Source organism: Azospirillum picis (genome assembly GCF_017876115.1).
GTDB classification, from domain to species: domain Bacteria; phylum Pseudomonadota; class Alphaproteobacteria; order Azospirillales; family Azospirillaceae; genus Azospirillum; species Azospirillum picis.
The window spans coordinates 25338-48130 of record NZ_JAGINO010000002.1 but is presented as its reverse complement, the minus strand read 5'-3'; the positions used below and the strand labels follow the sequence as shown (position 1 = coordinate 48130).

Annotated in this window: 17 protein-coding genes and 1 tRNA gene; 15 read left to right on the top strand and 3 right to left on the bottom strand. The window is 65.6% G+C overall.

What is annotated here, in order from left to right:
• The first annotated feature begins 154 nt into the window (after positions 1 to 154).
• The 8 genes from J2850_RS02610 (at position 155) to J2850_RS02575 (ending at position 10744) form a co-directional block, all read left to right on the top strand.
• The gene (locus tag J2850_RS02610; protein WP_209978520.1) at positions 155 to 2227 is read left to right on the top strand and encodes a methyl-accepting chemotaxis protein; all 2073 of its coding nucleotides are present in this window, start codon (positions 155 to 157) and stop codon (positions 2225 to 2227) included.
• Positions 2228 to 2432: 205 nt separating this feature from the next.
• The gene (gene lon / locus J2850_RS02605) at positions 2433 to 4853 is read left to right on the top strand and encodes an endopeptidase La (RefSeq protein ID WP_209978519.1); all 2421 of its coding nucleotides are present in this window, start codon (positions 2433 to 2435) and stop codon (positions 4851 to 4853) included.
• A gap of 221 nt (positions 4854 to 5074) precedes the next feature.
• Positions 5075 to 5347 carry an HU family DNA-binding protein gene (locus J2850_RS02600; protein ID WP_209978516.1) on the top strand — a complete coding sequence of 91 codons (273 nt, stop codon included), beginning with the start codon at positions 5075 to 5077 and terminating at the stop codon, positions 5345 to 5347.
• Between the two features lie 109 nt (positions 5348 to 5456).
• Positions 5457 to 5531 (top strand) — tRNA-Val (locus tag J2850_RS02595).
• 305 nt (positions 5532 to 5836) lie between these two features.
• On the top strand, positions 5837 to 6178 hold the full coding sequence (locus J2850_RS02590; RefSeq protein ID WP_209978514.1) for a ribbon-helix-helix domain-containing protein: 342 nt from the start codon (positions 5837 to 5839) through the stop codon (positions 6176 to 6178).
• 476 nt (positions 6179 to 6654) lie between these two features.
• Positions 6655 to 7782, top strand: coding sequence for a hypothetical protein (locus tag J2850_RS02585; protein ID WP_209978512.1), 1128 nt, complete (start codon positions 6655 to 6657; stop codon positions 7780 to 7782).
• 2043 nt (positions 7783 to 9825) lie between these two features.
• Positions 9826 to 10194: a response regulator transcription factor gene (locus tag J2850_RS02580; RefSeq protein ID WP_209978510.1), complete on the top strand. Its 369-nt coding sequence runs from the start codon at positions 9826 to 9828 to the stop codon at positions 10192 to 10194.
• 250 nt (positions 10195 to 10444) lie between these two features.
• Positions 10445 to 10744 (top strand): ribbon-helix-helix domain-containing protein, encoded by a 300-nt coding sequence (locus J2850_RS02575; RefSeq protein WP_209978508.1) that lies wholly within the window; start codon positions 10445 to 10447, stop codon positions 10742 to 10744.
• 111 nt (positions 10745 to 10855) lie between these two features.
• On the opposite strand, the gene J2850_RS02570 is transcribed toward J2850_RS02575, so the two are convergent.
• Together J2850_RS02570 and J2850_RS02565 are read right to left on the bottom strand one after the other, a co-directional pair.
• Positions 10856 to 11776, bottom strand: a complete 921-nt coding sequence (locus J2850_RS02570) for a DMT family transporter (RefSeq protein WP_209978506.1) — start codon at positions 11774 to 11776, stop codon at positions 10856 to 10858.
• Between the two features lie 177 nt (positions 11777 to 11953).
• Entirely contained in the window at positions 11954 to 14203 is a 2250-nt protein-coding gene (locus J2850_RS02565) for a DNA topoisomerase (RefSeq protein WP_209978503.1), read from the bottom strand.
• An 18-nt stretch (positions 14204 to 14221) separates the two neighbouring features.
• On the opposite strand from J2850_RS02565, the gene J2850_RS02560 reads away from it, so the two are divergent.
• The 4 genes from J2850_RS02560 (at position 14222) to J2850_RS02545 (ending at position 18738) form a co-directional block, all read left to right on the top strand.
• Positions 14222 to 15049 (top strand): trypsin-like serine peptidase, encoded by an 828-nt coding sequence (locus tag J2850_RS02560; protein ID WP_246512752.1) that lies wholly within the window; start codon positions 14222 to 14224, stop codon positions 15047 to 15049.
• A gap of 94 nt (positions 15050 to 15143) precedes the next feature.
• Positions 15144 to 15491, top strand: coding sequence for a RidA family protein (locus tag J2850_RS02555; protein ID WP_209978499.1), 348 nt, complete (start codon positions 15144 to 15146; stop codon positions 15489 to 15491).
• A gap of 229 nt (positions 15492 to 15720) precedes the next feature.
• Positions 15721 to 17862, top strand: coding sequence for an elongation factor G (gene fusA / locus J2850_RS02550; RefSeq protein ID WP_209978497.1), 2142 nt, complete (start codon positions 15721 to 15723; stop codon positions 17860 to 17862).
• Between the two features lie 330 nt (positions 17863 to 18192).
• Complete coding sequence (locus J2850_RS02545; RefSeq protein WP_246512751.1) at positions 18193 to 18738, top strand: tetratricopeptide repeat protein; 546 nt, start codon at positions 18193 to 18195, stop codon at positions 18736 to 18738.
• 210 nt (positions 18739 to 18948) lie between these two features.
• Here J2850_RS02545 and pyk read toward each other — a convergent pair whose 3' ends face one another.
• The gene (pyk, locus tag J2850_RS02540; protein WP_246512750.1) at positions 18949 to 20397 is read right to left on the bottom strand and encodes a pyruvate kinase; all 1449 of its coding nucleotides are present in this window, start codon (positions 20395 to 20397) and stop codon (positions 18949 to 18951) included.
• A gap of 390 nt (positions 20398 to 20787) precedes the next feature.
• On the opposite strand from pyk, the gene rpsM reads away from it, so the two are divergent.
• The 3 genes from rpsM to J2850_RS02525 all read left to right on the top strand — a co-directional run bounded on the left by rpsM (position 20788) and on the right by J2850_RS02525 (position 22722).
• Positions 20788 to 21156, top strand: coding sequence for a 30S ribosomal protein S13 (gene rpsM, locus J2850_RS02535; protein ID WP_014248113.1), 369 nt, complete (start codon positions 20788 to 20790; stop codon positions 21154 to 21156).
• 15 nt (positions 21157 to 21171) lie between these two features.
• A complete protein-coding gene (gene rpsK, locus J2850_RS02530) occupies positions 21172 to 21570 on the top strand; it encodes a 30S ribosomal protein S11 (protein WP_012974490.1) in 399 nt (132 codons plus the stop codon).
• 135 nt (positions 21571 to 21705) lie between these two features.
• The gene (locus J2850_RS02525; RefSeq protein WP_085089782.1) at positions 21706 to 22722 is read left to right on the top strand and encodes a DNA-directed RNA polymerase subunit alpha; all 1017 of its coding nucleotides are present in this window, start codon (positions 21706 to 21708) and stop codon (positions 22720 to 22722) included.
• Positions 22723 to 22793 lie beyond the last annotated feature (71 nt).

Sequence of the window (22793 nt, the reverse complement as noted above, 5' to 3'; positions counted from 1 at the left end):
TATTGCTTATCCAGAGTAGCATTTTAAGGAATTCAAAATCTTCCGGTGAGAAGATCGAATCGAAAGATTGGACCCGGTGGACAAGCCATACAATTTTCGGCTCGTCATCTTCCGCTTCCGACTGTTTGTGCAAGAACCTTTCGGTGGGCGAGCAATGAAAATACGAAGCTTCCTTTATGTCTGTCTTGCCTGCGTCGGCGTGGTCGCCGCCGTTCCCGCCACATGGCTGGCTCTGCAGGAGACGGCATCCGCCGGTCGGGCCGCGAGTGCCCGGAATATCGTCGATGTCCTGAGCGCGGCGACCTCATTGAACGAAGCGCTGGCGCTCGAACGCGGGGTCATCAACCTTCCGCTGAGCGCGGGCACTGCAATAGACCAGGCAACGCGGGATTCCCTGGCAAAGGCGCGGTCGCAGTCCGACGGAGCGCTGGCCCGCTATGTCGCCGCGGCGAAGACGCTCGGCAATCCCAAGGCGGACGCCGAAGCAGGGGGCCTGTCGGCTGGCCTTGCGCAGGTGCGCAGCCTCGCCGACGGCTGGCTTCCGCGGGACGCCGCCGGCCGCCCCGCTGACGCCGCCGCGCAGTTCTTCGCCGCCATGGTCAAGGTGACGGCCCAGGTCGGCGTGACGATGAACCGCCTCGGTCACGAGCTGAACGACCTGGATGCCGCGGTCAGCGACCGGGCGGATGTCGCAATCCGCGCCGCTTCGCTCCGCGAGCAGGCCGGCCAGCAGTCGGTCCTGTATCTCCGCACCCTGGGCACCGGCAAGCCGATGCCTGCCGAACTCGAAGCGGAAGCGATGACGCTGGAGGGACGGATCATGGCGAACTGGGCCTCCGTCGAAGACGACATCGTCGCGGGGGAGATGGAGCCGGCGCTCCGCACCGCGCTCGATACCGCCCGCAAGGGGTATATCCAGGGGTTCGGCGCCTTCAAGGGCCGTGTGCTCACGGCGTCACGGGCCGGCAAGCCCTATGACCTCGACGGAGCGGAGTGGCGCCGTTCCGCGTCCCCGCTGCTGCAGGACCTGCTGGTGATCCGGGATGCCGGCTTCACCGTCGGCCGGGAGATGGCCGATGACCACCATGCGGCGTCGCTGCGCCGTCTGATGCTGGCGGTCACTGCCATTGCCGTCGGCTTTGCGGCGCTGCTCGCCGTGGCGGTCGCGATCACCCGTCGCGCCTCGCGTCCCGTCGTCGAGCTGGCCAAGGTGGTCGGCGCCATCGCCGGCGGGCGGCGCGACCTGGATGTGCCACACCGCCAACGCTCCGATGAGATCGGCGAGATGGCGGCGGCGATCGATGTGCTGCAGACCCGCGCCCGCGAGGCTGATGCCGCGGCGGACCGGCGGCGGGTTGAACGCGAGGAGCGCGAGCGCAATCGCGGGGCGATGGAACGGGCGACCCAGGAGTTCGCGGCGCAGTTGGAGACGGTGGTCGGCCACCTTTCCGCCACCGCTGAGTCGGTGCGCGGCAACTCCGAGCAGCTCTCGTCGGCGGCCGAGAACTCGTCGTCGCTGTCGTCCTCCGTGGCGTCGGCCTCGGACTTGGCGAACGGCAACATCCAGACGGTCGCCGCGGCTGCCGAGCAGCTCCAAGCCTCGATCGGCGAGATCAGCCGCCGCATCGATGAGGCGTCACGCGTCGCCCAGGAGGCGGTGCGCGAGGCCGGAAGCACGGCCGGCATCGTCTCGACCCTCGCCGACGGCGCCGCCGGGATCGGCTCGGTGGTCGATATGATCAGCTCGATCGCCTCGCAGACCAACCTGCTCGCCCTCAACGCGACGATCGAGGCCGCCCGGGCCGGCGAAGCCGGCAAAGGGTTCGCCGTGGTCGCCAGCGAGGTCAAGAACCTGGCGGGCCAGACCGCCAAGGCGACGGAGGACATCCAGATCCGCGTCGGCCAGATCCGCGACGTCAGCGGCAGCGCCGCCACGGCGATCGGCGCCATCAGCCGCACCGTCTCGGCGATCAGCGAGGCCGCGTCGGCCGTCGCCGCCGCGGTGGAGGAGCAGAATGCAGCCACCCGTGAGATCGCCCGCAACATCCAGGCGGCCGCGCAAGGCATGGTCGAGGTTTCCGGCAGCATCGGGCAGGTCGCAACGACCGCGGAAAGCACCCGCTTGGCGTCCGGAGAGCTGCTGACGGCATCGCGCGGGCTGTCGCAGGAGGCCGGAACCCTGCGTACCACCGTCGACGGCTATGTGAGCCGCCTCAAAAGCGCCTGATCGGCCTGATAGGGGACTGAAAGGGCGGTTTGCCGTCGCTTTGCGGCGCCCCGAACCGCTCTCCGCGGCCGCAGCCCCTTGAAGGGGGATGGGGCGTGTGCCACGTTAGTCCGGTGCCGTAGGCGATCTCCGCGCTTTTGACGAGGCGGGGGCCGTGTCAGGCCCATTCCGGGCTGGCGGCGATCCATTCATTGAGGCCCTGCCCATGATCGAACTCTCCCGTGGTGCCCTCTACCCGGTCCTGCCGTTGCGCGACATCGTGGTCTTCCCCCACATGATCGTGCCGCTGTTCGTCGGGCGTGAGAAGTCCGTCCGCGCGTTGGAAGACGTGATGAAGGATGACAAGCAGATCCTGCTGGTCACCCAGAAGAACGCGGCGCAGGACGATCCGTCTCCGGCCGACATCTACAGCGTCGGCACGGTTGGCACCGTATTGCAGCTACTCAAGCTGCCGGACGGGACCGTCAAGGTGCTTGTGGAAGGTGGCCAGCGCGCCGCCATCACCAAGTTCGCCGACAATGAGGAGTTCTTCCAGGCCCAGGCCGAACTGGTCGAGGAAAAGACCGGCGAGAACCAGGAGCTGGAGGCGCTGAGCCGCGCCGTGGTGTCCCAGTTCGAGCAGTACATCAAGCTCAACAAGAAGATCCCGCCGGAAGTGCTGGTCTCGATCAACCAGATCGAGGAGCCCGGCAAGCTGGCCGACACCGTCGCCTCGCACCTGGCGCTGAAGATTCCGGAAAAGCAGCAGCTTCTGGAATGCGCCACCGTGTCGGAGCGCCTTGAGCGGGTCTATGCCTTCATGGAAGGCGAGATCGGCGTGCTGCAGGTGGAAAAGCGCATCCGCAACCGCGTCAAGCGGCAGATGGAGAAGACCCAGCGCGAGTATTACCTGAACGAGCAGTTGAAGGCGATCCAGAAGGAACTCGGCGAGACCGAAGACGGCCGCGACGAATCCGCCGAGCTGGAAGAGAAGATCAACAAGACCCGCTTCTCCAAGGAAGCCCGCGAGAAGGCGTTGGCCGAGCTGAAGAAGCTGCGGTCGATGAGCCCGATGTCCGCGGAAGCCACCGTGGTCCGCAACTACCTGGACTGGATGCTGTCCATTCCGTGGAAGAAGCGCACCAAGGTGAAGCGCGACCTGAAGCTGGCCCAGAAGGTGCTGGACGCCGACCATTACGGCCTGGAGAAGGTCAAGGAGCGCATCCTTGAATACCTCGCCGTCCAGAACCGCATGAACAAGGTCAAGGGCCCGATCCTCTGCCTCGTCGGTCCGCCCGGCGTGGGCAAGACCTCGCTTGGCAAGTCGATCGCGAAGTCGACGGGGCGCAACTTCGTCCGCATGTCGCTGGGCGGCGTCCGTGACGAGGCCGAGGTCCGCGGCCACCGCCGCACCTACATCGGCTCGATGCCCGGCAAGGTCATCCAGGGCATGAAGAAGGCCAAGTCCTCCAACCCGCTCTTCCTGCTGGACGAGATCGACAAGCTCGGCGCCGATTGGCGCGGCGACCCGTCCTCGGCCCTGCTGGAGGTGCTGGATCCGGAGCAGAACGGCACCTTCAACGACCATTACCTTGAAGTCGACTATGACCTGTCCGATGTGATGTTCGTCTGCACGGCCAACACGATGCGCATGCCGCAGCCGCTGCTGGACCGTATGGAGATCATCCGCGTCGCCGGTTATACCGAGGACGAGAAGGTCGAGATCTCCAAGCGCCACCTGATCGAGAAGCAGATCGAGGCGAACGGCCTGAAGAAGGGCGAGTTCACCATTTCCGACGACGCACTGCGCGACCTCGTGCGCTACTACACGCGGGAAGCCGGTGTCCGTTCGCTGGAGCGTGAGATCGCCAACCTGTGCCGCAAGGCCGTCAAGGAGATCCTGCTGAAGAGCAGCAGCGGCGCCAAGGTGGCGGTCACCCGCCGCAATCTGGACAAGTATGCCGGTGTCCGCCGTTTCCATTACGGCGAGGCGGAGCTGGAGGATCTGGTGGGCGTCACCACCGGTCTGGCCTGGACCGAAGTCGGCGGCGAGCTGCTGTCGATCGAGGCCGTCGGCCTGCCGGGCAAGGGGCGCGTCACCACCACCGGCAAGCTGGGCGACGTGATGAAGGAATCGGTCCAGGCGGCCGAGAGCTACGTCAAGTCGCGTGCCGTTGCGTTCGGCATCAAGCCGACGCTGTTCGAGAAGAAGGACATCCACGTCCACGTTCCCGAGGGCGCCACGCCCAAGGACGGCCCGTCGGCCGGTGTCGCCATGGCCACCTCGATCGTCTCGGTGCTCACCGGCATTCCGGTGCGCAAGGACGTGGCGATGACCGGCGAGATCACGCTGCGCGGCCGCGTGCTGCCGATCGGCGGCCTCAAGGAGAAGCTGCTCGCCGCCCTGCGCGGTGGCATCAAGCATGTGCTGATCCCGAAGGATAACGAGAAGGACCTCGCGGACATTCCGGACAATGTGAAGCGTGGGCTGGAAATCATGCCCGTCAGCACGGTGGACGAGGTGTTGAGGAATGCACTGGTCCGTCCGCTGGAGCCGATCGAGTGGACCGAGCCCGAGGTCGATCCCGCCACGGCCAAAGCCCAGTCGGACAAGGCCGGCGGTGACGGGGAAGGGCTGCGTCACTAAAGGGGCGAAGTGGAAGCCGAACGGAATATCGTTCGGCTTCCGTCGTCTCCGGCATCACAATGACGGTGGCGAATGAGGGTGCATGACACAGATTTGCCGTCTGTCGGCAATTGACGGGCGGCAAGCGCTGTGCTTATTCTTTGCTTCCAATAACACATGGACAAAAAGTCGTGGGGCGGCTTTTGTCTGTCAGTATTTGCTGAATTTGGAAGGGGGATTACGTGAACAAGAACGATCTCGTGGCGCATGTTGCCGAAGCGTCGGGCCTGTCCAAGACCGATGCGACCAAGGCCGTCGACGCCGTGTTCGACAGCATCGCCGAATCGCTGAAGAAGGGCGATGAGGTCCGTCTGGTCGGTTTCGGGACCTTCGCGGTGGCCGAGCGCGCCGCGAGCGAGGGCCGCAACCCGCGTACCGGCGAAAAGATCGATATCCCGGCGTCCAAACAGCCGAAGTTCAAGGCGGGCAAGACGCTGAAGGACGCGCTGAACTGAGACCGGTTCACCCCGGTCTTGAATTGCTTTGTCCATTCGGGGCATAGTGCGGCCGGCCGGTGAAATACCCGGCCGGCCTTGCTGCTGCAACATTGCGGCGGCATTGTTCGGGCGATTAGCTCAGCGGTAGAGCGTCTCGTTTACACCGAGAATGTCGGGGGTTCGATCCCCTCATCGCCCACCAATTTTTCAAAGATTTAGCATTATGCCGAGGCCCCCGTGAGGGGCCTTTGTCATATCTGCGGCGGGTGTGTCCACAACACTGGTCTTTCACCGACCGCCCCAAGGTGCCTCATCAACTCGATGGCAGCAATCTCCTGCGGATGCTGAAGTCATTGGCGCAGGCCATGGCGTCCTCCACTTTCCGACAGTCCGCGATTTGGCAGGCGCGACAATTGTCCGCACCTTGCCTCATTCAGAGTGAGTGAACAGCTTCACAGATCCCATCCGGCGGCAGGCATACGACGATACGCATCGATTACAGGAGAAATGCCGATGATCTGCCGGGGCTTCACCATCAACGGTCGGCGTACCAGCGTGCGAATGGAGAAGTGCTACTGGGAAGCGCTGGAGGATGTGGCACGCCGCCGTGGCCTTCCCATGAAAGCGCTGATAGCGGATGTCGACCGGACACGCGGTGACGGATCCCTCACCGACTCCCTGCGGTTGGCCGCGCTGACCTATTTCCGTGGGCTGGTGTCCCAGCTCGACCAGTACGGCATGCTGCGTGCCGAGACAAACAGCATACCGCGCCCGAGGTTTCGCAGCTTCAGGCGCCGCCTGACCGACCAGGCATCGGCGATTCTGCCCGAGCACAGCACGGTTCAATGACGGACCGGTAGCCGGCCGCCGGCAACGTTTGTCAAAGATGGATCGGCGGGTCGATGCGCAGCATCCCAACGCCATGCGCCGGCGCCCCGGCGCATGGCGGGAGGACGGCAGTGCGTCCTTCGCGACAAGCACCCTGTCAGCGGACCGGTTGAATTGCCTCGGAGGCCGATGAGGCTGGTCGCGTAGGGGGCGGCGATGACGTTCCTCCATCGCGTGGTGGGGAATGGGCGCATTTGATGCGTCATTCCCCATGCCGCACCTTGCCAAGTTCCGGGCGTTGGTGAGACAGGGGAGGTGCCCCTGCGGCTCGCTCCCAACCTTGCCCTAGACGTGAAGAGTGCCACCTTTCGAAGGAACGGAAACGGAGGTTAACCCACTCGTCTGGTGGAACAGCCATCATCCAAAAGCGTTCCAGGCGCGAATTGCGTGAGGTACATTCCCCTTCGACTGACGCTGCCGGCTTGGTCCTATCGGGAATGTCTGCGCTTGATTGGAAAGGTGGTATTTTGGTGTCCGCACTTCCTCTTCCCAGCCGCCCCTTGGGAGTGGCGCGTGATGTGATCTCCACGCCTCGTGCCTATTTCTGGTCGACGCCCATTATTCTGGCGGTGACCCTATTCTTGCTCGTCTCGGAGGGCCCAGGTGTGGTCCGCGACATCCAGATCAGCCAGAATCCCCTGGTGCTCGATGATGGCGATGTACAGAACGGGCGGTGCAAGACCCGCAAAGCCATCTTTACCGACTGCGAGGCGCGGCTCGTCTACAACTACGAGGGGCAGAACTACAGCACGGACGTCGAGGTGATGTTCGTCGATTTCCATGTCGGGAATTACGAGACCGATCTGGTGATTTCAGCCGATCACCCGGAATTGGCGACGATGACCCTGGCCCTGGACAAGCTCTGGAATCGGATCATCACGCTGGCGGCGTTCATCGCGCTGCTGGGCGGCTCAAGCGTGGTGATGGTGTTCCTGGGCCTGAGGATCTGGCGCGTCAGGCGGCAGCTTCGCCACCCGGCCAAGCTGGTCGCCGTTCCGGTCGAGATCACCGCGTTCGACCGCAGGCGCGGCACCTTGTCGATCACTTATAACGACAAGATTGCCGACGACAAGACTGGCCGCTCTGCCTACACCCGCATGAGGAACGGGCAGGAGCCTTTCGTAATCGGGGAGGCCAACGGCAAGGCGGTCGGGCTGGCGGTGAGGCATGGAGACACGGCCCTGCCCGTGCTCCTGGACGACCGCCTGCAGCGGATCGATCTCACCGACGAGGAGCGGGCGGCCGCCCTCGCTCCGTTCGCTCAACAGCGGAACGAGGGCCGGGGTGGCTCGATACTGATAGAGGAGCCCAGGAAGACCGTATCTGTCCGGAGGCGGCTGCTGGGATTCTTCGCCGTGCCGCTTCTGATCGTTGCCGGTGTGATGGGCTTCTGGCTGTGGTACGTGACCAGTTCTCCCACGCAGTTCCAGTCCCCCGGCATGGACATCAACAACCTGATGCCGGCGCCTCTGAACCGATGGGGATGCGACCAGCTCAAGAAGAGGTTTGGCGACGACCGGGCTCCGTTCGGATGCGTTGCCGCCGATTACACGAGTTGGAAATAGCAGCGGTTGACGAGAGGACCGGTCGGGCCTTGCGGCTGGCCGCCGGAACCGCCCAAACGCTTTCGCCGCCGGGCCGTTCCCAAACGGCGCGCCAGCGGCAGACCGGGTGAGGTGGTGAAAAGCCCCAAGATTGCCACAGCGCCGTCCATCGCGGGCGGCGCTGTGGCGCACGCAGGCGAGCAATACCGTGATGCGTTCCACCGCCATATGGCGCCGACCGACGCACTCGCTGCTCGCCATCTCCTGTTTGGTGGTGCTCTGATTGATCGCGGGCCGCAGCAGCATCGGATAGTGGGTGTGAACTTAGACGGTGCCAGGGGGCGGGGCATCAGTCACAGGTTGCACTGGCTTGCTCTCTTGCGGGGCATCCAGAGAGAACTTCAGGACGGTTGGGATGTCGGTGGCATCGACGGAGATGGGCCGCTTGGCGCCCGGCTTGTCTCGGCGCATCTGGTTCGAGCCAAGCGCCTCATCTCCCTCTCTCCGGAATAGCCGGACTGCCCATCGCGTCCTCGCGTCCGGTTGATGGCGTTTGCATCGTGTGGCAGGTCGACCGGCACGCGGTGCAACTGCTCACAGACCCCGTCGCGATACCATTCGCGCAAGCTTCCGCCGGCCGGTCATGCAACAGCCGCGGCCCATCTCCATGCGGGCAATTCCGAAAAAATGCCGGAGAGCAACACGGACAGATGCTCCGTATTGCGCGGTTGGCAGGGCGAGACCACCAGCCTGTCCTGAACGGCTCCGGTGGAAGCTCTAGCTCAATCACCCCTTGGAGGGCAGGGAGATGCAAGAGGTGCAGTCGTGCCTTTCCAAATATTCGGATATCATCCGGCCAAGCACTTCCGGCTTGCCGATGCCTGTACACGTCCTGGGGAAATCCGCGTCGATGCCGATCCCGTAATGCCGGGCAAGCCTGCTTCAGGGATATTGAAGAGGCGGCGATCGTCATAGCTGGCCGCGCCCAGGCGCAGATACCTCTTTTCGTTGCGATTCGCTTCCTTCAAGGCTGCTTAGGGCCGGCCAAGCTGCATAGTGCAATATGTAAACGACGAGTTACCGTCCTTGGAACACCGAAGAATAGTTGCTGAACGGCAACACATCATCGCCTATAAGGGGGAAAAAGGTTGCGCTATGCAAAGATTGGGATTTATGCCCAACTCGCTTTGAGTGGAGCTGGTATGGTGGTTTCACCACCCATGCTAACAGGGGCGGATGCGTGCACAACTCATGTATGGCGGGTGATTGGCCGAGCCGATCGACGTCGAAGCCGAGGGGGGGAGGCCGCGATGTTCTTCTCTGAACAGGACGCCGTCGTATTCGCAAATGAACGCGCGGGTCGGCTTGCCGGCGCCGGAGCTGGACGCCGCCGGTTCCGCACGATGGTTGCCCTCTCCGGCCGTCGAGTGTGGTCACATTGGGGAACCCGCCATTGCTGGTGATCCGAAACCGCAGGTGAGCGGGTGGCGGTGATGCGGGCGTGGTGAGCGGCATTTCATTTTTGGACGCAAGGATCACGGTGTGGCGGCCTCGCCGGTCGCATGATCGGGTCAGGTGATGCCGGACGGCATCCGGTCGAGCGGAACTGGGCACCGAGCTCTGGGAAGCGAAGATGATGGAGCAGGAGAAGCATTGCGCGGCTGCGTTCTGCAACGGGGAACAGCCTTTGGACATGCTCTTGCCGTATATCGGGCATTTGACCAGCGCCCAACTCCGTGAGCGGGCAGCCAATGATCGTGATGACGCGGCGGCGATGGCGGGGCGAGCCTCGCCGGCTTGCATCCTGATGCTGCTGGAGGACGCTGAACGCTGTGAAGCCCGGGCCGAGCTGTTGGAACGGGAAGGCCGGAGAGGGCAAGCAGCCGGGCAGGAGGTTGCGACAGCCGGCTTGGCGTTCGGAGCGAAGGAGGACGCCGGGCGCGGCCGTGCCGCGTGCCGCCAAGCCGGTTGCGAACCGGGAGGCCGCCAGGCGCAGGATGCCCGGCGGACGCCTGAGCCGCTCCATCTGCCCACCGCCCGATCCCGGTCCCCTCTGGTGGTTGGATGATGTCGATGCCGTCAGGCTACCTTCCGGCACACGTCAGCGCGGCACTGCGGACCGAGGCCGGTACGACAAGTTCCCGCGGCGTCGATGCAATCACGCGCTTATCCCAGCTTTCGGCGCGGGAGGTCGATGTCCTGGTCCTTCTTGCGGCCGGAAGAACATCCAAGGTGGCGGCCCACGAGTTGGGGATCAGCCCGAAAACGCTGGAAGTGCACCGCGCGCGCATCATGGAGAAACTAAGCTGTTCCAATCCGATCGAACTCGGTCGGCTGTGGGAGGCTGCCGTCTGGAGCGGACTGCGGCCAAGAGCGGTCTTGCCATCGGCATCCGCCGCGGTGACGGCCGCATCCCATACCAGGCTGCTCTGAGCCGTTCGGAGACGCGCGTGACCCTCCGGTGCCGCCCGGTAGGGGGCCCGATCTCGCCTCGCACAGGCCATCGGCCAATGCAGACGACCGGATGCGGCGGTCCCCCGGAACCCGAGCGTGTTCTCTTGAGGCTGGAGCCGTCGGAGCCCTCGTCCTGCGCGGTCTCACGATCCAACGACCTTGTGAAGAATTTCACTGTGTCGTGCCGATCGCCTGCCCACACTGCAGGCATCAACGTGAGGCATACTCCATGAAGCGTCGTAGCCTGATGATCAACGGACGCCGCGTCACCCTGCGGATGGAAAAGGAAATCTGGCAGGCGGTGGACGATGTTGCCCGCCGCCGCTGCATGACGGTTTCCGACCTCGTTTCGGAGGCGGACCGCAGCCGGGGGAATGACAGCCTGACCGCAGCCGTTCGGGTTGGCGTGGTGGACTATTACCGGCGTCTTGTCGACAATCTCGACCGTTACGGTATGACCAGGGCCGTGCTGTCGAAGCCTTTCGAATGCCGTAAAACGGTGTCCACGGAACATACGACCCTGCAGTAGCCAGCATGCCCTCAATCCCGGCCCCCCCTTTCCCGGCCCGACCCCGAGCGCCCTTCCGGGCAGGGTTGAGCAGATTTGGGAGGAGGGGAGGCCGGTCATCGGGGTGGCCCATCACCGAGGGGAGGTGACGCTCCCGCCGGGTGAACGATCGATGTCGGGCATCGGGAGCCGTGACTTCCTGCCGGCCAGCCAACTGACGGCAGCGGCGGACGCGATCACGAGACTGCCACCGGCCACCTCATGGACCGAGGGCGTTTCCTCGAACATCAGGCAGCCGATCAAAGCAGCCGCCGGGAAGGTCAGCAGGTCGAAGGGTGCAAGGAAAGCTACGGTCGCTTTCGCATAGGCGCGGGCCGCGGTGAGCTGGGCGGCAACGGCGAAGACCCCGAAGACGATCAGGGCGGGCCAATCGTTCATCGGCGGCAGCACCCATTCGGCAGCGGTGGGCGCCAATGCCGCCATGCAGAAGGCCGTGTAAATCAACACGATCATTTCTGGCGAATTGGAAGCCGTCAGTCGCCTGACCGCCGTCTGCGAGCCTGCCGATGTCACCGACGCGAGCACGGCCGCCAGTATGCCGACGCGGAACTCGGGAACGGTCAGCGATGGCCAGAGCGTCACCCCGGCTCCGGCCACGCCGATGAGCAGGCATCCCCAGAGGAGCCAGCCGCTGCGCTCCCCGAGCATCAGGCGACCGGCGACCGGCAGCAGCAGGACCCGCGTGATGAAGATCAAGGTCGCCAGCGCCAGGGGAATGGTCGTGAGAGCGTACATGAAGCTATAGGCGGCGGCGATCCCCAGGCCGCAACGCAACAGGTGACCGCGGACATCGCGTGGCTTCCCAAGGGTGGCAGCCAGCCGCCATGCACCGAACAGCAGTGCCACGCCGAAGCCTGCCCTGAGGAAGGCCAGCTCCGTCGCAGGCAAGGCCTGACCGAGAAATTTGGCCGCACCGGAACTGGCGGTGAAGGTGGCGGCCGAGGCGATTGCCCACAAGGCGGCAGAGCCACGGGGCGAGAGGGGGAACGGCATACGGTCAACCCAGCCGGAACGTCATCCGCCGAACTGTCGCGGAAGCGCGTTCAATAGCCTGTTTCCACGCCCCGCGGGAAGTCGGGATTCCCTCGATACCGGCTTCTGGTCGATGGCCTTCTCAATGGGTGACCGTGGGGTCAAGAGGCGGACAGCGGATGCCCGAGGTTTTCTTGATCAGCGCGCATGCTGATCAAGAAAGCTGCGACACTGGTCGAAGTCGTGCAGGCATCCATCAGGCAGGTCGATGCCTTTGCGTTCCGCCAAGCTGCGGGCGAAGGATACCATGCGTTCGGTCGGCTCGCGGCGTCGGCGGGAGTCCGGCGGCGCCCCTGTGCCGTGCGAGGTCGCATCCGGCGGTGGCACCGCCGGACCCGCGGCCGCTCCGGAGCCAACCGGTGTCCGGGTGGATGCGGCGGCCGTCGCCTTCCGGGTGCGGCGTATCTTGGGAGCGGGACCGGTGCCGTCGGTATCGCCCGTCGCGATCTTGCGGCTGCGCCCCTTTGGGGGCCGCGTCGCGGGCTTGCCGGTGCCTCGCGGTCCCGCGCCACGGCGCGTGGCGCGTATCCTGGCTGCCGGAAGCCCGAGGTCCAACGAGGTGCCGCCGTGGCCGGCGAGCACGCCGATCAGCCGGGCGGCCTCCGTCGCGATGGCATTGATCACGGCGCGGAAGTCGGCGCGGCCGGTCACCACGTCGTCCAGCTTCATCTCCCACAGCGCGGTGGTGCCGGGATCGACCAGGGGCGGCGCCGCGGCCCGCAGCGTCTCGAACAGGTGCAGGCCGGCCGGAGTCGGCACCAGCCACTTGCCGTCCGAACCCAGCAGGGACTGTTTCCTCAGGCCCTTGATCACCTCGGCGCGGGTGGCGGGCGTGCCGATGCCTTTCGCCTCCTTCAACCGGTCGCGCAGGGCCGGGTCGTCGACGAAGCGCCAGGCATTCTGCATGGCGTCGACGAGCGTTCCCTCGTTGTAGCGCGGAGGGGCTTGCGTGCGTTTCGCCTCCACCTTCGGATCGCTCAGCACCGCCGCCTCGCCATCGTTGAGCGGAGGCAGCGTCTGTTCCGTCTCCTCCTCAGGCTTGCCATCGGCCTCGGCGGAGCCGAAGGCCGCCTTCCAGCCCATTTTCAACGGAATGCGGCCGACCGCACGGAAGGGAGCGGTCTTGCCCTCGACCGGTACCGGCATGACGACGCTGGTCTGCCGGTATTCGTAATCCGGCATGACCGCGGCCAGATAGGAGCGGCAGACCAGCGCGAACAGCCGCTTCTCGTCGTCGCTCAGCCGGGCAAGGCGGGCTTCGAGATCGTCCAACACGTTGACGTTGGGGATCACCGCATGGTGCGAGACCCCTTCCAGCGCCTTGTCGCAGAAATGCCCGGACTTGCCCTTGCGGATCACCGGACGCGCGATGTCGAGGTGGGCGAAGCCGCGCAACCGGGTCAGGGCGCCGACCACGGCCGGCACGTCGGCGATCTGGTTCTCCGACAGGTAACGGGCCTCGGCGCGCGGATAGGTGATCAGCTTCTTGCCGTCGCCGTCATACAGTTCCTGCGCGACAGCAAGGGTGCGGTCGGCAGTCCAGCCCCAGCGTTGACCGCAGGTCTTCTGCAGCGAGGGAAGGTCGTAGAGCTTGGGCGGCGCCTGCCGCTTCTCCTCGACCGTCACCGCCAGGGCGCCGCGGTGGCCGTCGGCGGCGCGGGCGATGGCTTCCGCCACCCCGCGGTCCTTGATTCGGTCCCGGGGTGCCGGGGCATGGCGCAACTGGAACTGGCCGGCGGCGACGGTGGCGGTCGCCACCACCTCGAAGTAATCCTCGGGCTTGAAGTTGCGGATCTCCAACTCGCGCAGGCAGACGATGGCGAGGGTGGGCGTCTTGACCCTGCCGATGCCGATCACGCCACGTGTACCCGGCGCCAGCAGCGTCTTCGTGGCGGTGCGGGTCAGCGACAGGTTGTAGATCTGGTCCGCCTGCTGGCGTGCCACCGCCGCCTCGTAGAGAGAGCGCATCTGGTCGTTGGGCTTCAGGGCGGTGAAGGCGTCGCGCAGGGTCTTGGGATCCTGGGCCGTGAAAAGTGCGCGACGGACCTTGCCGCGATAGCCCACATGCTCCAGGATCTCCTGCCCGATCAACTGGCCTTCGCGGTCGCAGTCGGTGGCGAGGATGACCTCGTCGCAGGCCCGCAGGGCGGCCGTGATCGCCTGGAGCTTGGCGGCCTTGTTGCCGCCGGAGTCGGGCTTGGTCGGGTACAGCCCGTCGGGTTTCAGCAGGGCGGTCGACCAACGCTTCCAGGCGGGATCCACCTCGTCCGGTTCGGCAAGCCGCAGCAGATGGCCTTCGGCCGGCAGGATGCGGCCGTGACGGTCGCCCAGCGCAGCGCGCAGGTCCTTCGCCTGGCTGGATTTCTCTGTGATGATCAGCGTCGCCATGCCCTGGAGGATAGACAGTTGAGGGAAACAGAGCAAGAACGTGCGGCGACCGATTCCGCGTTCCGCATCGCGGTGCTGCGGGCCGTGGCGGGACTGGCGCTGGCACTTGCCGTTCCGGCCTCCGTCGTCGCGCCAAACGCCGCCCGGGCGGAGCAGCCCTTGCTGCCGGGGGTGGGCCAGGCCGATCGCCGCGCGCCGGTCGATGCCGCGGAGGCGCCGTGGCGCAGCGTGGTGCGCGTGCAGACCAATCTCGCCGGACGCTGCACCGGTGCCCTCGTCGGGCCGCGCACCGTCCTCACGGCCGGGCATTGCCTGTTCAATCCGCGCACCAGGCGCTTCCTCCAGGCTTCCTCCCTGCATGTCCTGTTCGGGTATGACCGTGGTGCCTACAGCCGGCATGCGACGGTGGTGCGGGTGGAAACCGACCCGTCCTACGATCCCGCGGCGGCCCGGCCCGACGAGGCGGGCGACTGGGCGATCCTGACGCTGTCGGAGCCGGCGCCGGCGTCCGTGCCGCCCCTGCCGGTCCAGGCCGCGCCGCTGCCGGCCGGAACCCCGGTCATGCTCGGCGGCTACAGCCAGGACCGGTCGCAGATCCTGATGGCCGATCGCGACTGCCGGGTGCTCGGAGGGGGGCGGGGACTGCTCGTGCATGATTGCAGTGCGACCCGCGGCACCAGCGGCGGACCGCTGCTGGTGCGGGCCGATGGCGGGAAAGGGCAGGGGTGGGCCGTCGCCGGAGTCGGCGTCGCGGCCGGCAACACCCCGGAGGTGCGCAACATCGCCGTTCCCGCCGCCAATTTCGCCGCTCTTTTGGCGAGGAATACCGCTGCGGGGCAGCCCTGAGCGGCGGGTGCACATTTTTTTCTTCGCGTGCGGCCCCGAATGGCATAGAGGTACGCGCGTCTCGTCAAGCACCGGAACCCGGAGTCTTTTCGTCATGTCGATCCAGCGCTTCCATACCGGACCGCGCATGAGCCAGATGGTCGTCCACAAGGACACGGTCTATCTCGCCGGTCAGGTCGCCGCCGAGCCGGCCCCCGATGTCGAGCGCCAGACGGCCCAGATCCTGGCCCAGATCGACGCCCTGCTGGCCGAAGCCGGCACGGACAAGAGCAAGCTGCTGTCGGCCACCATCTACCTGGTGGACATGGCCGGTTTCGGTGCGATGAACAAGGCCTGGGAGGCCTGGGTCGACACGTCCAATCCGCCGGCCCGTGCCACGGTGGAAGCCAAGCTGGCGGCGCCCGAATATCTCGTTGAAATTCAGGTCACCGCCGCTAAATAAGGCGGCGGAAAACGGGGCGACCCGGCAGCCTCGGTTGGGGTGTGCCGGCGTGGCCCGAACGCTGTGAGGGCCGCGCGCTTCAATAATCCGACAAATTGCTTGTCGGTTTACGGAATGTTAATGACGCCTTAACAGATCGCCCGTAAAACCCCGACCAACCTCTGCCGCCGAAGCGGACGACCATGACGGTCGCGCTTCGGTTGCCGCGTTACTGCAATGGAACCGCAACATGCCGCGCCAAACTCCACTCTCTGATATTCGGAACATCGGCATCATCGCCCACGTCGACGCCGGCAAGACGACGACGACCGAGCGCATCCTGTACTACACCGGCCGCAAGCACACGATCATCGACGTCCATGAGACGAAGGATCTCAAGACGTCGACGACGACCGACTACATGGAGCAGGAGCAGAAGCGCGGCATCACCATCCAGTCCGCCGCGGTTTCGGCCTTCTGGCGCGAGAAGAAGATCAACGTCATCGACACTCCCGGCCACGTCGACTTCACCATCGAGGTGAACCGCTCGCTGCGTGTGCTCGACGGCGCGGTCGTGGTGTTCGACGGCGTCGCCGGCGTGGAGCCGCAGTCGGAGACCAACTGGCGTCTGGCGGACAACTACAACGTTCCGCGCATCTGCTACGTCAACAAGATGGACCGTTCGGGCGCGAACTTCCGTCGTTGCGTTGACATGATCCGCACCCGCCTGAACGCCCGTCCGGTCTGCATCCAGGTTCCGCTGGGCTCGGAAGACAACTTCCGCGGCATGGTCGACCTCGTCGAGATGAAGGCCTATGTCTGGTTCTCCGACGACAAGGACGCCAAGTGGGAGATCTGGGAGATCACCGACGATCTCGCCCAGAAGCTGAACCTCACCGTCAAGGAAGACCTGGACAACGTCGCCAGCATCCCGGCGCTGCGGTCCGAGCTGGTCGACACTGCCCTGGAGCAGGACGACGCGGCGATGGAAGCCTACCTGGAAACGGGTGAGGAGCCGTCGGCCGACGTGCTGCGCGCCTGCCTGCGCAAGGGCACCATCAAGAGCGCCTTCACCCCGGTGCTCTGCGGCTCGTCCTACAAGAACAAGGGCGTCCAGCAGGTTCTGGATGCGGTCGTCGATCTGCTGCCGGCCCCGACCGACGTCGAGGCGATCAAGACGGTGGACGAGGACGGCAACCCGAACGGCGAGCGCCTCAGCTCCGACGACGCGCCCTTCTCGGCGCTGGCCTTCAAGGTGCTGAACGACACCTACGGTTCGATGACCTTCGTCCGCGTCTATTCGGGCGTGCTGACCAAGGGCATGTCGATCCTGAACTCGACCCGCGGCAAGCGCGAGAAGATCGGCCGCATGGTCGAGATGTACGCGAAGGACGCAAACCCGATCGAGGAAGCCCGCGCCGGCGACATCATCGCGCTCGTCTCTCTGCAGGAGACCGAGACCGGTGACACCCTGTGCGACGCCTCCGCGCCGGTGATCCTGGAGCGCATGCGCTTCCCCGACCCCGTCATCAGCGTCTCGGTCGAGCCGAAGACCAAGGGCGAGCAGGAGAAGTTCTCGATCGCTCTGGGCAAGATGGTCCGCGCCGATCCGTCGCTCCGCCTGGAAACCGACCGTGAAACCGGCCAGACCATCCTGCGCGGCATGGGCGAGCTGCACCTGGAAGTGACGCTCGACCGCATGCGCACGGAGTTCGGCGTGGAAGGCAACATGGGCAAGCCCCAGGTCGCCTACCGTGAGACGATCACCAAGCCGGTTGAATACACGTACACCCACAAGAAGCAGACCGGTGGTTCGGGCCAGTTCGCCGAGGTGAAGATCATCTTCGCGCCGCGCGAGCGGGGCGAGGGCTTCGAGTTCCTCGACGAGACCGTCGGCGGCACGGTTCCGCGCGAATACGTGCCCTCGGTCAAGAAGGGCCTGGAAATGCAGAAGGAAGACGGCGTCCTCGCCGGCTACCCGACTGTGGACTTCAGCGCCCGCCTGGTGGACGGCAAGTACCACGACGTCGACTCGAACGCCCTGACGTTCGAAATCGCCGCCAAGGCCTGCTTCCGCGAGGCCCTGCCGAAGGCCGGCCCGATCCTGCTCGAGCCGGTGATGAAGGTCGAGATCGTCACCCCCGACGATTACCTGGGCGACGTGATCGGCGACGTGAACCGTCGCCGCGGCACCGTCCTGGGGCAGTTGGAGCGTGGGTCGAACATCGCCGTCGAGGCCAATGTCCCGCTGAACGAAATGTTCGGCTACATCGGCCAGCTCCGCGGCATGACCTCGGGCCGTGCGTCCTACACGATGGAGTTCAGCCACTACGAGCCGGTGCCGCGCAACGTCACCGACGAAATCGTGGCCGGCCGCAACAAGGCCGCCTGATCGCCTTTCGGGCAATCAGGACTGTGTTGAGACCCGACGGTCGGCGGAGCAATCCGCCGGCCGTTCGGCATTCGGAGGAGTGACGCCAAGGGGGGGGCAGCGACCCCGCGGTCCGAAGGATGCGGCCGATTCCAGAACCTTGGCGATAGTTCCACCCCACGTACCGACGGCATAGCAGTCATAAGTCGACGGCCCAAGCTGCGGCTTTGGGTGCCCTGCCGAAATCCCTACGGTTTTGCAACCAAAAAATAGTTGGCAGATGGCGAATTCCGTGCCCAAATTTGGGGCATGCTGATTCGTCGCTTCTTTTCCTTGACTGTGCTTTTGCTGATGACCCTCGGGGTTCCCGCTGGGGCAGGGCAGGGGAATCTGCAGCTCGACAGCCTTTTCCAGGCGTTGCGGAGCACGACCGACGTTGCCTATGCCGAATCGGTCGAGGAGCATATCTGGGACTTCTGGCTGGAACATCCCGATCCGGCCATGGTCCATGATCTGCGCGCCGGCGTCCTCAGCCTGAACAACGACGACTACCAGGCGGCGCTGCATGCGTTCGATGCGGCCGTCACCCGCGACCCCTCCTACGCTGAGGGATGGAACAAGCGCGCGTCGGCCCACTACATGCTGGGCGACTATGCGGCGGCGATGACCGATCTGCACCATGCGCTGTCGCTGGAACCGCGCCATTTCGGCGCCCTGGTCGAACTGGGTCTGGTCTACCTGTCGATAGGTGACGAGCGGGTGGCGCTCCGGGCCTTCGATGCGGCGTTGGCGATCAATCCCCACCTCGACCGGGTGCGCGACCAAGCCGACTCCATCCGTCACCGGCTGAACGGTATGGGGGTCGGAAGGGAGCGGCCGGCATCCCTGGCACTGTAGTCCCCGTGCCGCCGCCGATCATGGCGGCGACCCATCGCCCGGAGCAGCGGCACCGACCGCCTGAATCCAACTGTCGGATTCCAGCAGCCCAACCCCAACGGCCGGGACCCGATGGCCGAGACCCGATGGCCGGGATCCGATGGCCCGCGCCTTTCCACCCGCTGGTTTGCTCCCCCTGCGAGGCCGGTGTTCCGTCGTCGGGCCGCGCTTTCAGTCCGCCTCGACCCAGGCGATGCGCAGGATGTTGGTATTGCCCGGCGTGCCGAAGGGAACCCCGGCGGTGATGACCAGCCTCTGCCCTTCGCGCGCGATGCCGTCTTGCAGGGCGATGCGGGTGGCCTTCTGCACCATCTCGGAGAAGTCGGCGATGTCGGCGGTGTGGACGGCAAGCACGCCGAACACCAATTGCAGGCGCCGCGCGGTTTCGATCGCCGATGTCAGCCCGAGGATCGGGACTTCCGGGCGTTCCCGTGCGGCGCGCAGCACGGTCGAGCCGCTGGTGGTGTAGGTGACTATGGCCGCGGCCTGGATGGTGTGGGCGACTTGGCGGGCCGCCGCGGTGATGGCGTCGGCGGCCGTTTGCTGCAGGTCGGGATGCTGGGCGTCCATGATGGTGCGGTAAAGCGGATCGCTCTCCACCCGGCAGGCAATCCGGTCCATGATCGACACCGCCTCGACCGGATAGGTGCCCACCGCCGTTTCCGCCGACAGCATGACCGCGTCCGCGCCGTCGTAAACGGCCGTCGCAACGTCGGAAGCCTCCGCCCGCGTGGGGGAGGGGGAAGCGACCATCGATTCCAGCATCTGGGTGGCGACGATCACCGGCTTCCCGGCCTGGCGCGATTCGCGGAGGATCCGCTTCTGGAGGGTCGGCACATCCTCCGCCGGCAGTTCCACGCCGAGGTCGCCGCGCGCCACCATGATGCCGTCCGACATCTCGATGATCTCGGCGAGATGGGCGATGGCCTGGGGCTTTTCCAGCTTCGACAGCAGGGCGGCGCGGCCGGCGATCAGCTTGCGCGCCTCGGCCACGTCCTCCGGTCGCTGGACGAAGCTGAGCGCCACCCAGTCCACCCCCTGGTCGAGCGCGAAGGCCAGATCCTTGCGGTCCTTTTCGGTCAGTGCCGACAGCGGCAGCATGACGCCCGGGACATTGACCCCCTTGTGGTCGGACAACCGGGTTCCCGACTCCACCACGGTTTCCGCGAAGTCGGCGCCGCAGGCGGTCATCCGCAGGCGCACCCGACCGTCGTCCAACAGCAGTTCGGCGTCCGGCTTCAGCGCCGCGAAGATTTCCGGGTGGGGCAGGCCGACCCGCGTCGCATCCCCCGGCTCCATCGACAGGTCCAGGCGGAAGCGCTGCCCCGGCGTCAGCGTGACGGCACCGGTGGCGAAAGTGGCGACGCGCAGCTTGGGACCCTGGAGGTCCGCCATCACGGCAATGGGGCGGCCGGTCCGGGCCTCGAGCGCGCGCAGCACCGCCAGCCGGGCGCCGTGGTCGGCATGGCTGCCGTGGCTGAAGTTCAGGCGGAAGACGTCGACGCCGGTCTCGAACAGCCGGGCGATGACCTCCGGCGACGCGGTGGAGGGGCCGAGCGTGGCGACGATCTTCGTCAGGCGGGACCGCCGGATCTTGCCGGCACTGCCAGTCATGGTCATGAACGCGAACCTTTCCCATCGGAGGGGGCGGTGGAACGGGATCCGGCGTGCCGGCATCGCCCGTTCGACCGGGCAATCGACCTTCGGCGGTTGTTGCCCATCACTCCATGGCGATCAAGCCTCTGCTTCGCCGCGCGCCATGATGGAGTGCTTCTGCTCCCCGCCGCCAAGTCGTTCAGCGGTCTTCCGTCCGGCCGGGTTCGGGATTTGGCCGGTAATTGGCCTTGACAAGTTTTGCGGGTTTTCTATAGTCGCCTCCTCCCGCCGCCCCGCAAGGGTGGCGGGAAGCATTGTGCGTTCCTTGTTCCGGCGTAGGGCCGGGCGGGATTTGCTCGGTGTGTAGGCGGCCCGACGGGCTGCCGTTGAGATATCGAGATCGAGGAGAGCAGCGTGGCGCGTATCGCTGGCGTCAACATCCCCGCGCAGAAGCGCGTGGAGATCGGGTTGACCTACATCCATGGCATCGGCCCCTTCAAGGCCAAGGAAATCTGCGCGAAGCTGGACATCCCGGCCGAGCGTCGCGTGAACGAGCTGACGGACGACGAAGTCCTGAAGATCCGCGAGACCATCGACGCCGATTACCGCGTCGAGGGTGATCTTCGTCGCGAAGTCGCGATGAACATCAAGCGTCTGATGGACCTGGGCTGCTACCGCGGCCTGCGTCACCGCAAGGGCCTGCCGGTCCGCGGCCAGCGCACCCACACGAACGCCCGCACCCGCAAGGGTCCGGCCAAGCCGATCGCCGGCAAGAAGAAGTAAGAGGACGAACGCAAAATGGCCAAGCCCTCCGCCGCTTCTCAGCGCCTGCGTCGTCGCGAGCGCAAGAACATCACCGCCGGCGTCGCTCACGTGAACGCCTCGTTCAACAACACGATGATCACCATCACCGACGCGCAGGGCAACACCATTGCCTGGTCGTCGTCGGGCACCATGGGCTTCAAGGGTTCGCGCAAGTCGACGCCCTACGCCGCCCAGGTGGCTGCCGAGGATGCCGGCCGCAAGGCGCAGGAACACGGCATGAAGACCTTGGAAGTCGAAGTGAAGGGTCCGGGTTCGGGACGTGAGTCCGCCCTGCGCGCCCTGCAGTCGATCGGCTTCCAGATCACCTCGATCCGCGACGTCACGCCGATCCCGCACAACGGCGTTCGCCCGCCGAAGAAGCGTCGCGTCTGATTTAGCTTCGTTTCCGCACCCGCGGGGACCGACCGTTCCGGGACAGGGGGCCGCTGCCATCGCGGCCCCCTCAGCATGGGAACGACTCGGGCCCCGCGTGTTCGTATTCACCCGATGGCATCTTGAGGTCGATCCGTGCTTCAGAAGAACTGGCAGGAACTGATTAAGCCGAGCAAGCTGGACATCCAGCCCGGCGACGACGCCGACCGCTTCGCGACCGTGGTCGCCGAACCGCTGGAACGCGGCTTCGGTCTGACGCTCGGCAACGCGCTGCGCCGCATCCTGCTCTCCTCGCTGCAGGGTGCCGCCGTCACGTCGATCCACATCGACGGCGTGCTGCACGAGTTCTCGTCGATCCCCGGCGTCCGCGAGGACGTGACCGACATCGTCCTGAACATCAAGACGATGGGTCTGCGCATGGGCGGCGACGGCCCGAAGCGCATGCGCCTGCGCGCCGAAGGCCCGGGCGAGGTCAAGGCCGGCATGATCGAAACCGGTCCCGACATCCAGGTCATGGATCCGGAATTGGTCATCTGCACGCTGGACAACGGCGCGCGGCTGAACATGGAGCTGACGGTCGAGACCGGCAAGGGCTACGTCCCGGCCAGCCAGAACCGTCCGGAAGACGCGCCCATCGGCCTGATCCCGATCGACGCCCTGTTCTCCCCGGTCCGCAAGGTGTCCTACAAGGTCGACAACGCCCGCGTCGGGCAGGTCACCGACTATGACCGCCTGTCGATGACGGTGGAGACCAACGGCTCGGTCAAGCCGGACGACGCGGTGGCGCTCGCCGCCCGCATCCTGCAGGACCAGTTGCAGCTTTTCATCAACTTCGAGGAGCCGACGCACGCCGTCTCCGAGGAGAAGCACGAGGAGGTTCCGTTCAACAAGAACCTGCTCCGCAAGGTGGACGAGCTGGAACTGTCGGTCCGTTCGGCCAACTGCCTCAAGAACGACAACATCGTCTACATCGGCGACTTGGTGCAGAAGACGGAGGCGGAGATGCTCCGCACCCCGAACTTTGGCCGCAAGTCGCTGAACGAGATCAAGGAAGTGCTGTCCCAGATGGGCCTGCACCTCGGTATGGAAATCCCGAACTGGCCGCCGGAGAACATCGAAGAGCTGGCCAAGCGTCTGGAAGAGCCGTACTAAGCATCTCGCGCTACCCGCGCCCTTTCCGCCCCGAGTGCGGGGAGGGCGCGTTTCCCAGGGCCGCACCGGCC

Coding starts and splice junctions, on each gene's coding strand:
- J2850_RS02610 (WP_209978520.1), top strand. CDS start 155: ATGAAAATACGAAGCTTCCTTTATGTCTGTCTTGCCTGCGTCGGCGTG.
- lon (WP_209978519.1), top strand. CDS start 2,433: ATGATCGAACTCTCCCGTGGTGCCCTCTACCCGGTCCTGCCGTTGCGC.
- J2850_RS02590 (WP_209978514.1), top strand. CDS start 5,837: ATGCCGATGATCTGCCGGGGCTTCACCATCAACGGTCGGCGTACCAGC.
- J2850_RS02585 (WP_209978512.1), top strand. CDS start 6,655: ATGTCTGCGCTTGATTGGAAAGGTGGTATTTTGGTGTCCGCACTTCCT.
- J2850_RS02580 (WP_209978510.1), top strand. CDS start 9,826: ATGATGTCGATGCCGTCAGGCTACCTTCCGGCACACGTCAGCGCGGCA.
- J2850_RS02575 (WP_209978508.1), top strand. CDS start 10,445: ATGAAGCGTCGTAGCCTGATGATCAACGGACGCCGCGTCACCCTGCGG.
- J2850_RS02570 (WP_209978506.1), bottom strand. CDS start 11,776: ATGCCGTTCCCCCTCTCGCCCCGTGGCTCTGCCGCCTTGTGGGCAATC.
- J2850_RS02565 (WP_209978503.1), bottom strand. CDS start 14,203: ATGGCGACGCTGATCATCACAGAGAAATCCAGCCAGGCGAAGGACCTG.
- J2850_RS02555 (WP_209978499.1), top strand. CDS start 15,144: ATGTCGATCCAGCGCTTCCATACCGGACCGCGCATGAGCCAGATGGTC.
- fusA (WP_209978497.1), top strand. CDS start 15,721: ATGCCGCGCCAAACTCCACTCTCTGATATTCGGAACATCGGCATCATC.
- J2850_RS02545 (WP_246512751.1), top strand. CDS start 18,193: ATGACCCTCGGGGTTCCCGCTGGGGCAGGGCAGGGGAATCTGCAGCTC.
- pyk (WP_246512750.1), bottom strand. CDS start 20,397: ATGACCATGACTGGCAGTGCCGGCAAGATCCGGCGGTCCCGCCTGACG.
- rpsK (WP_012974490.1), top strand. CDS start 21,172: ATGGCCAAGCCCTCCGCCGCTTCTCAGCGCCTGCGTCGTCGCGAGCGC.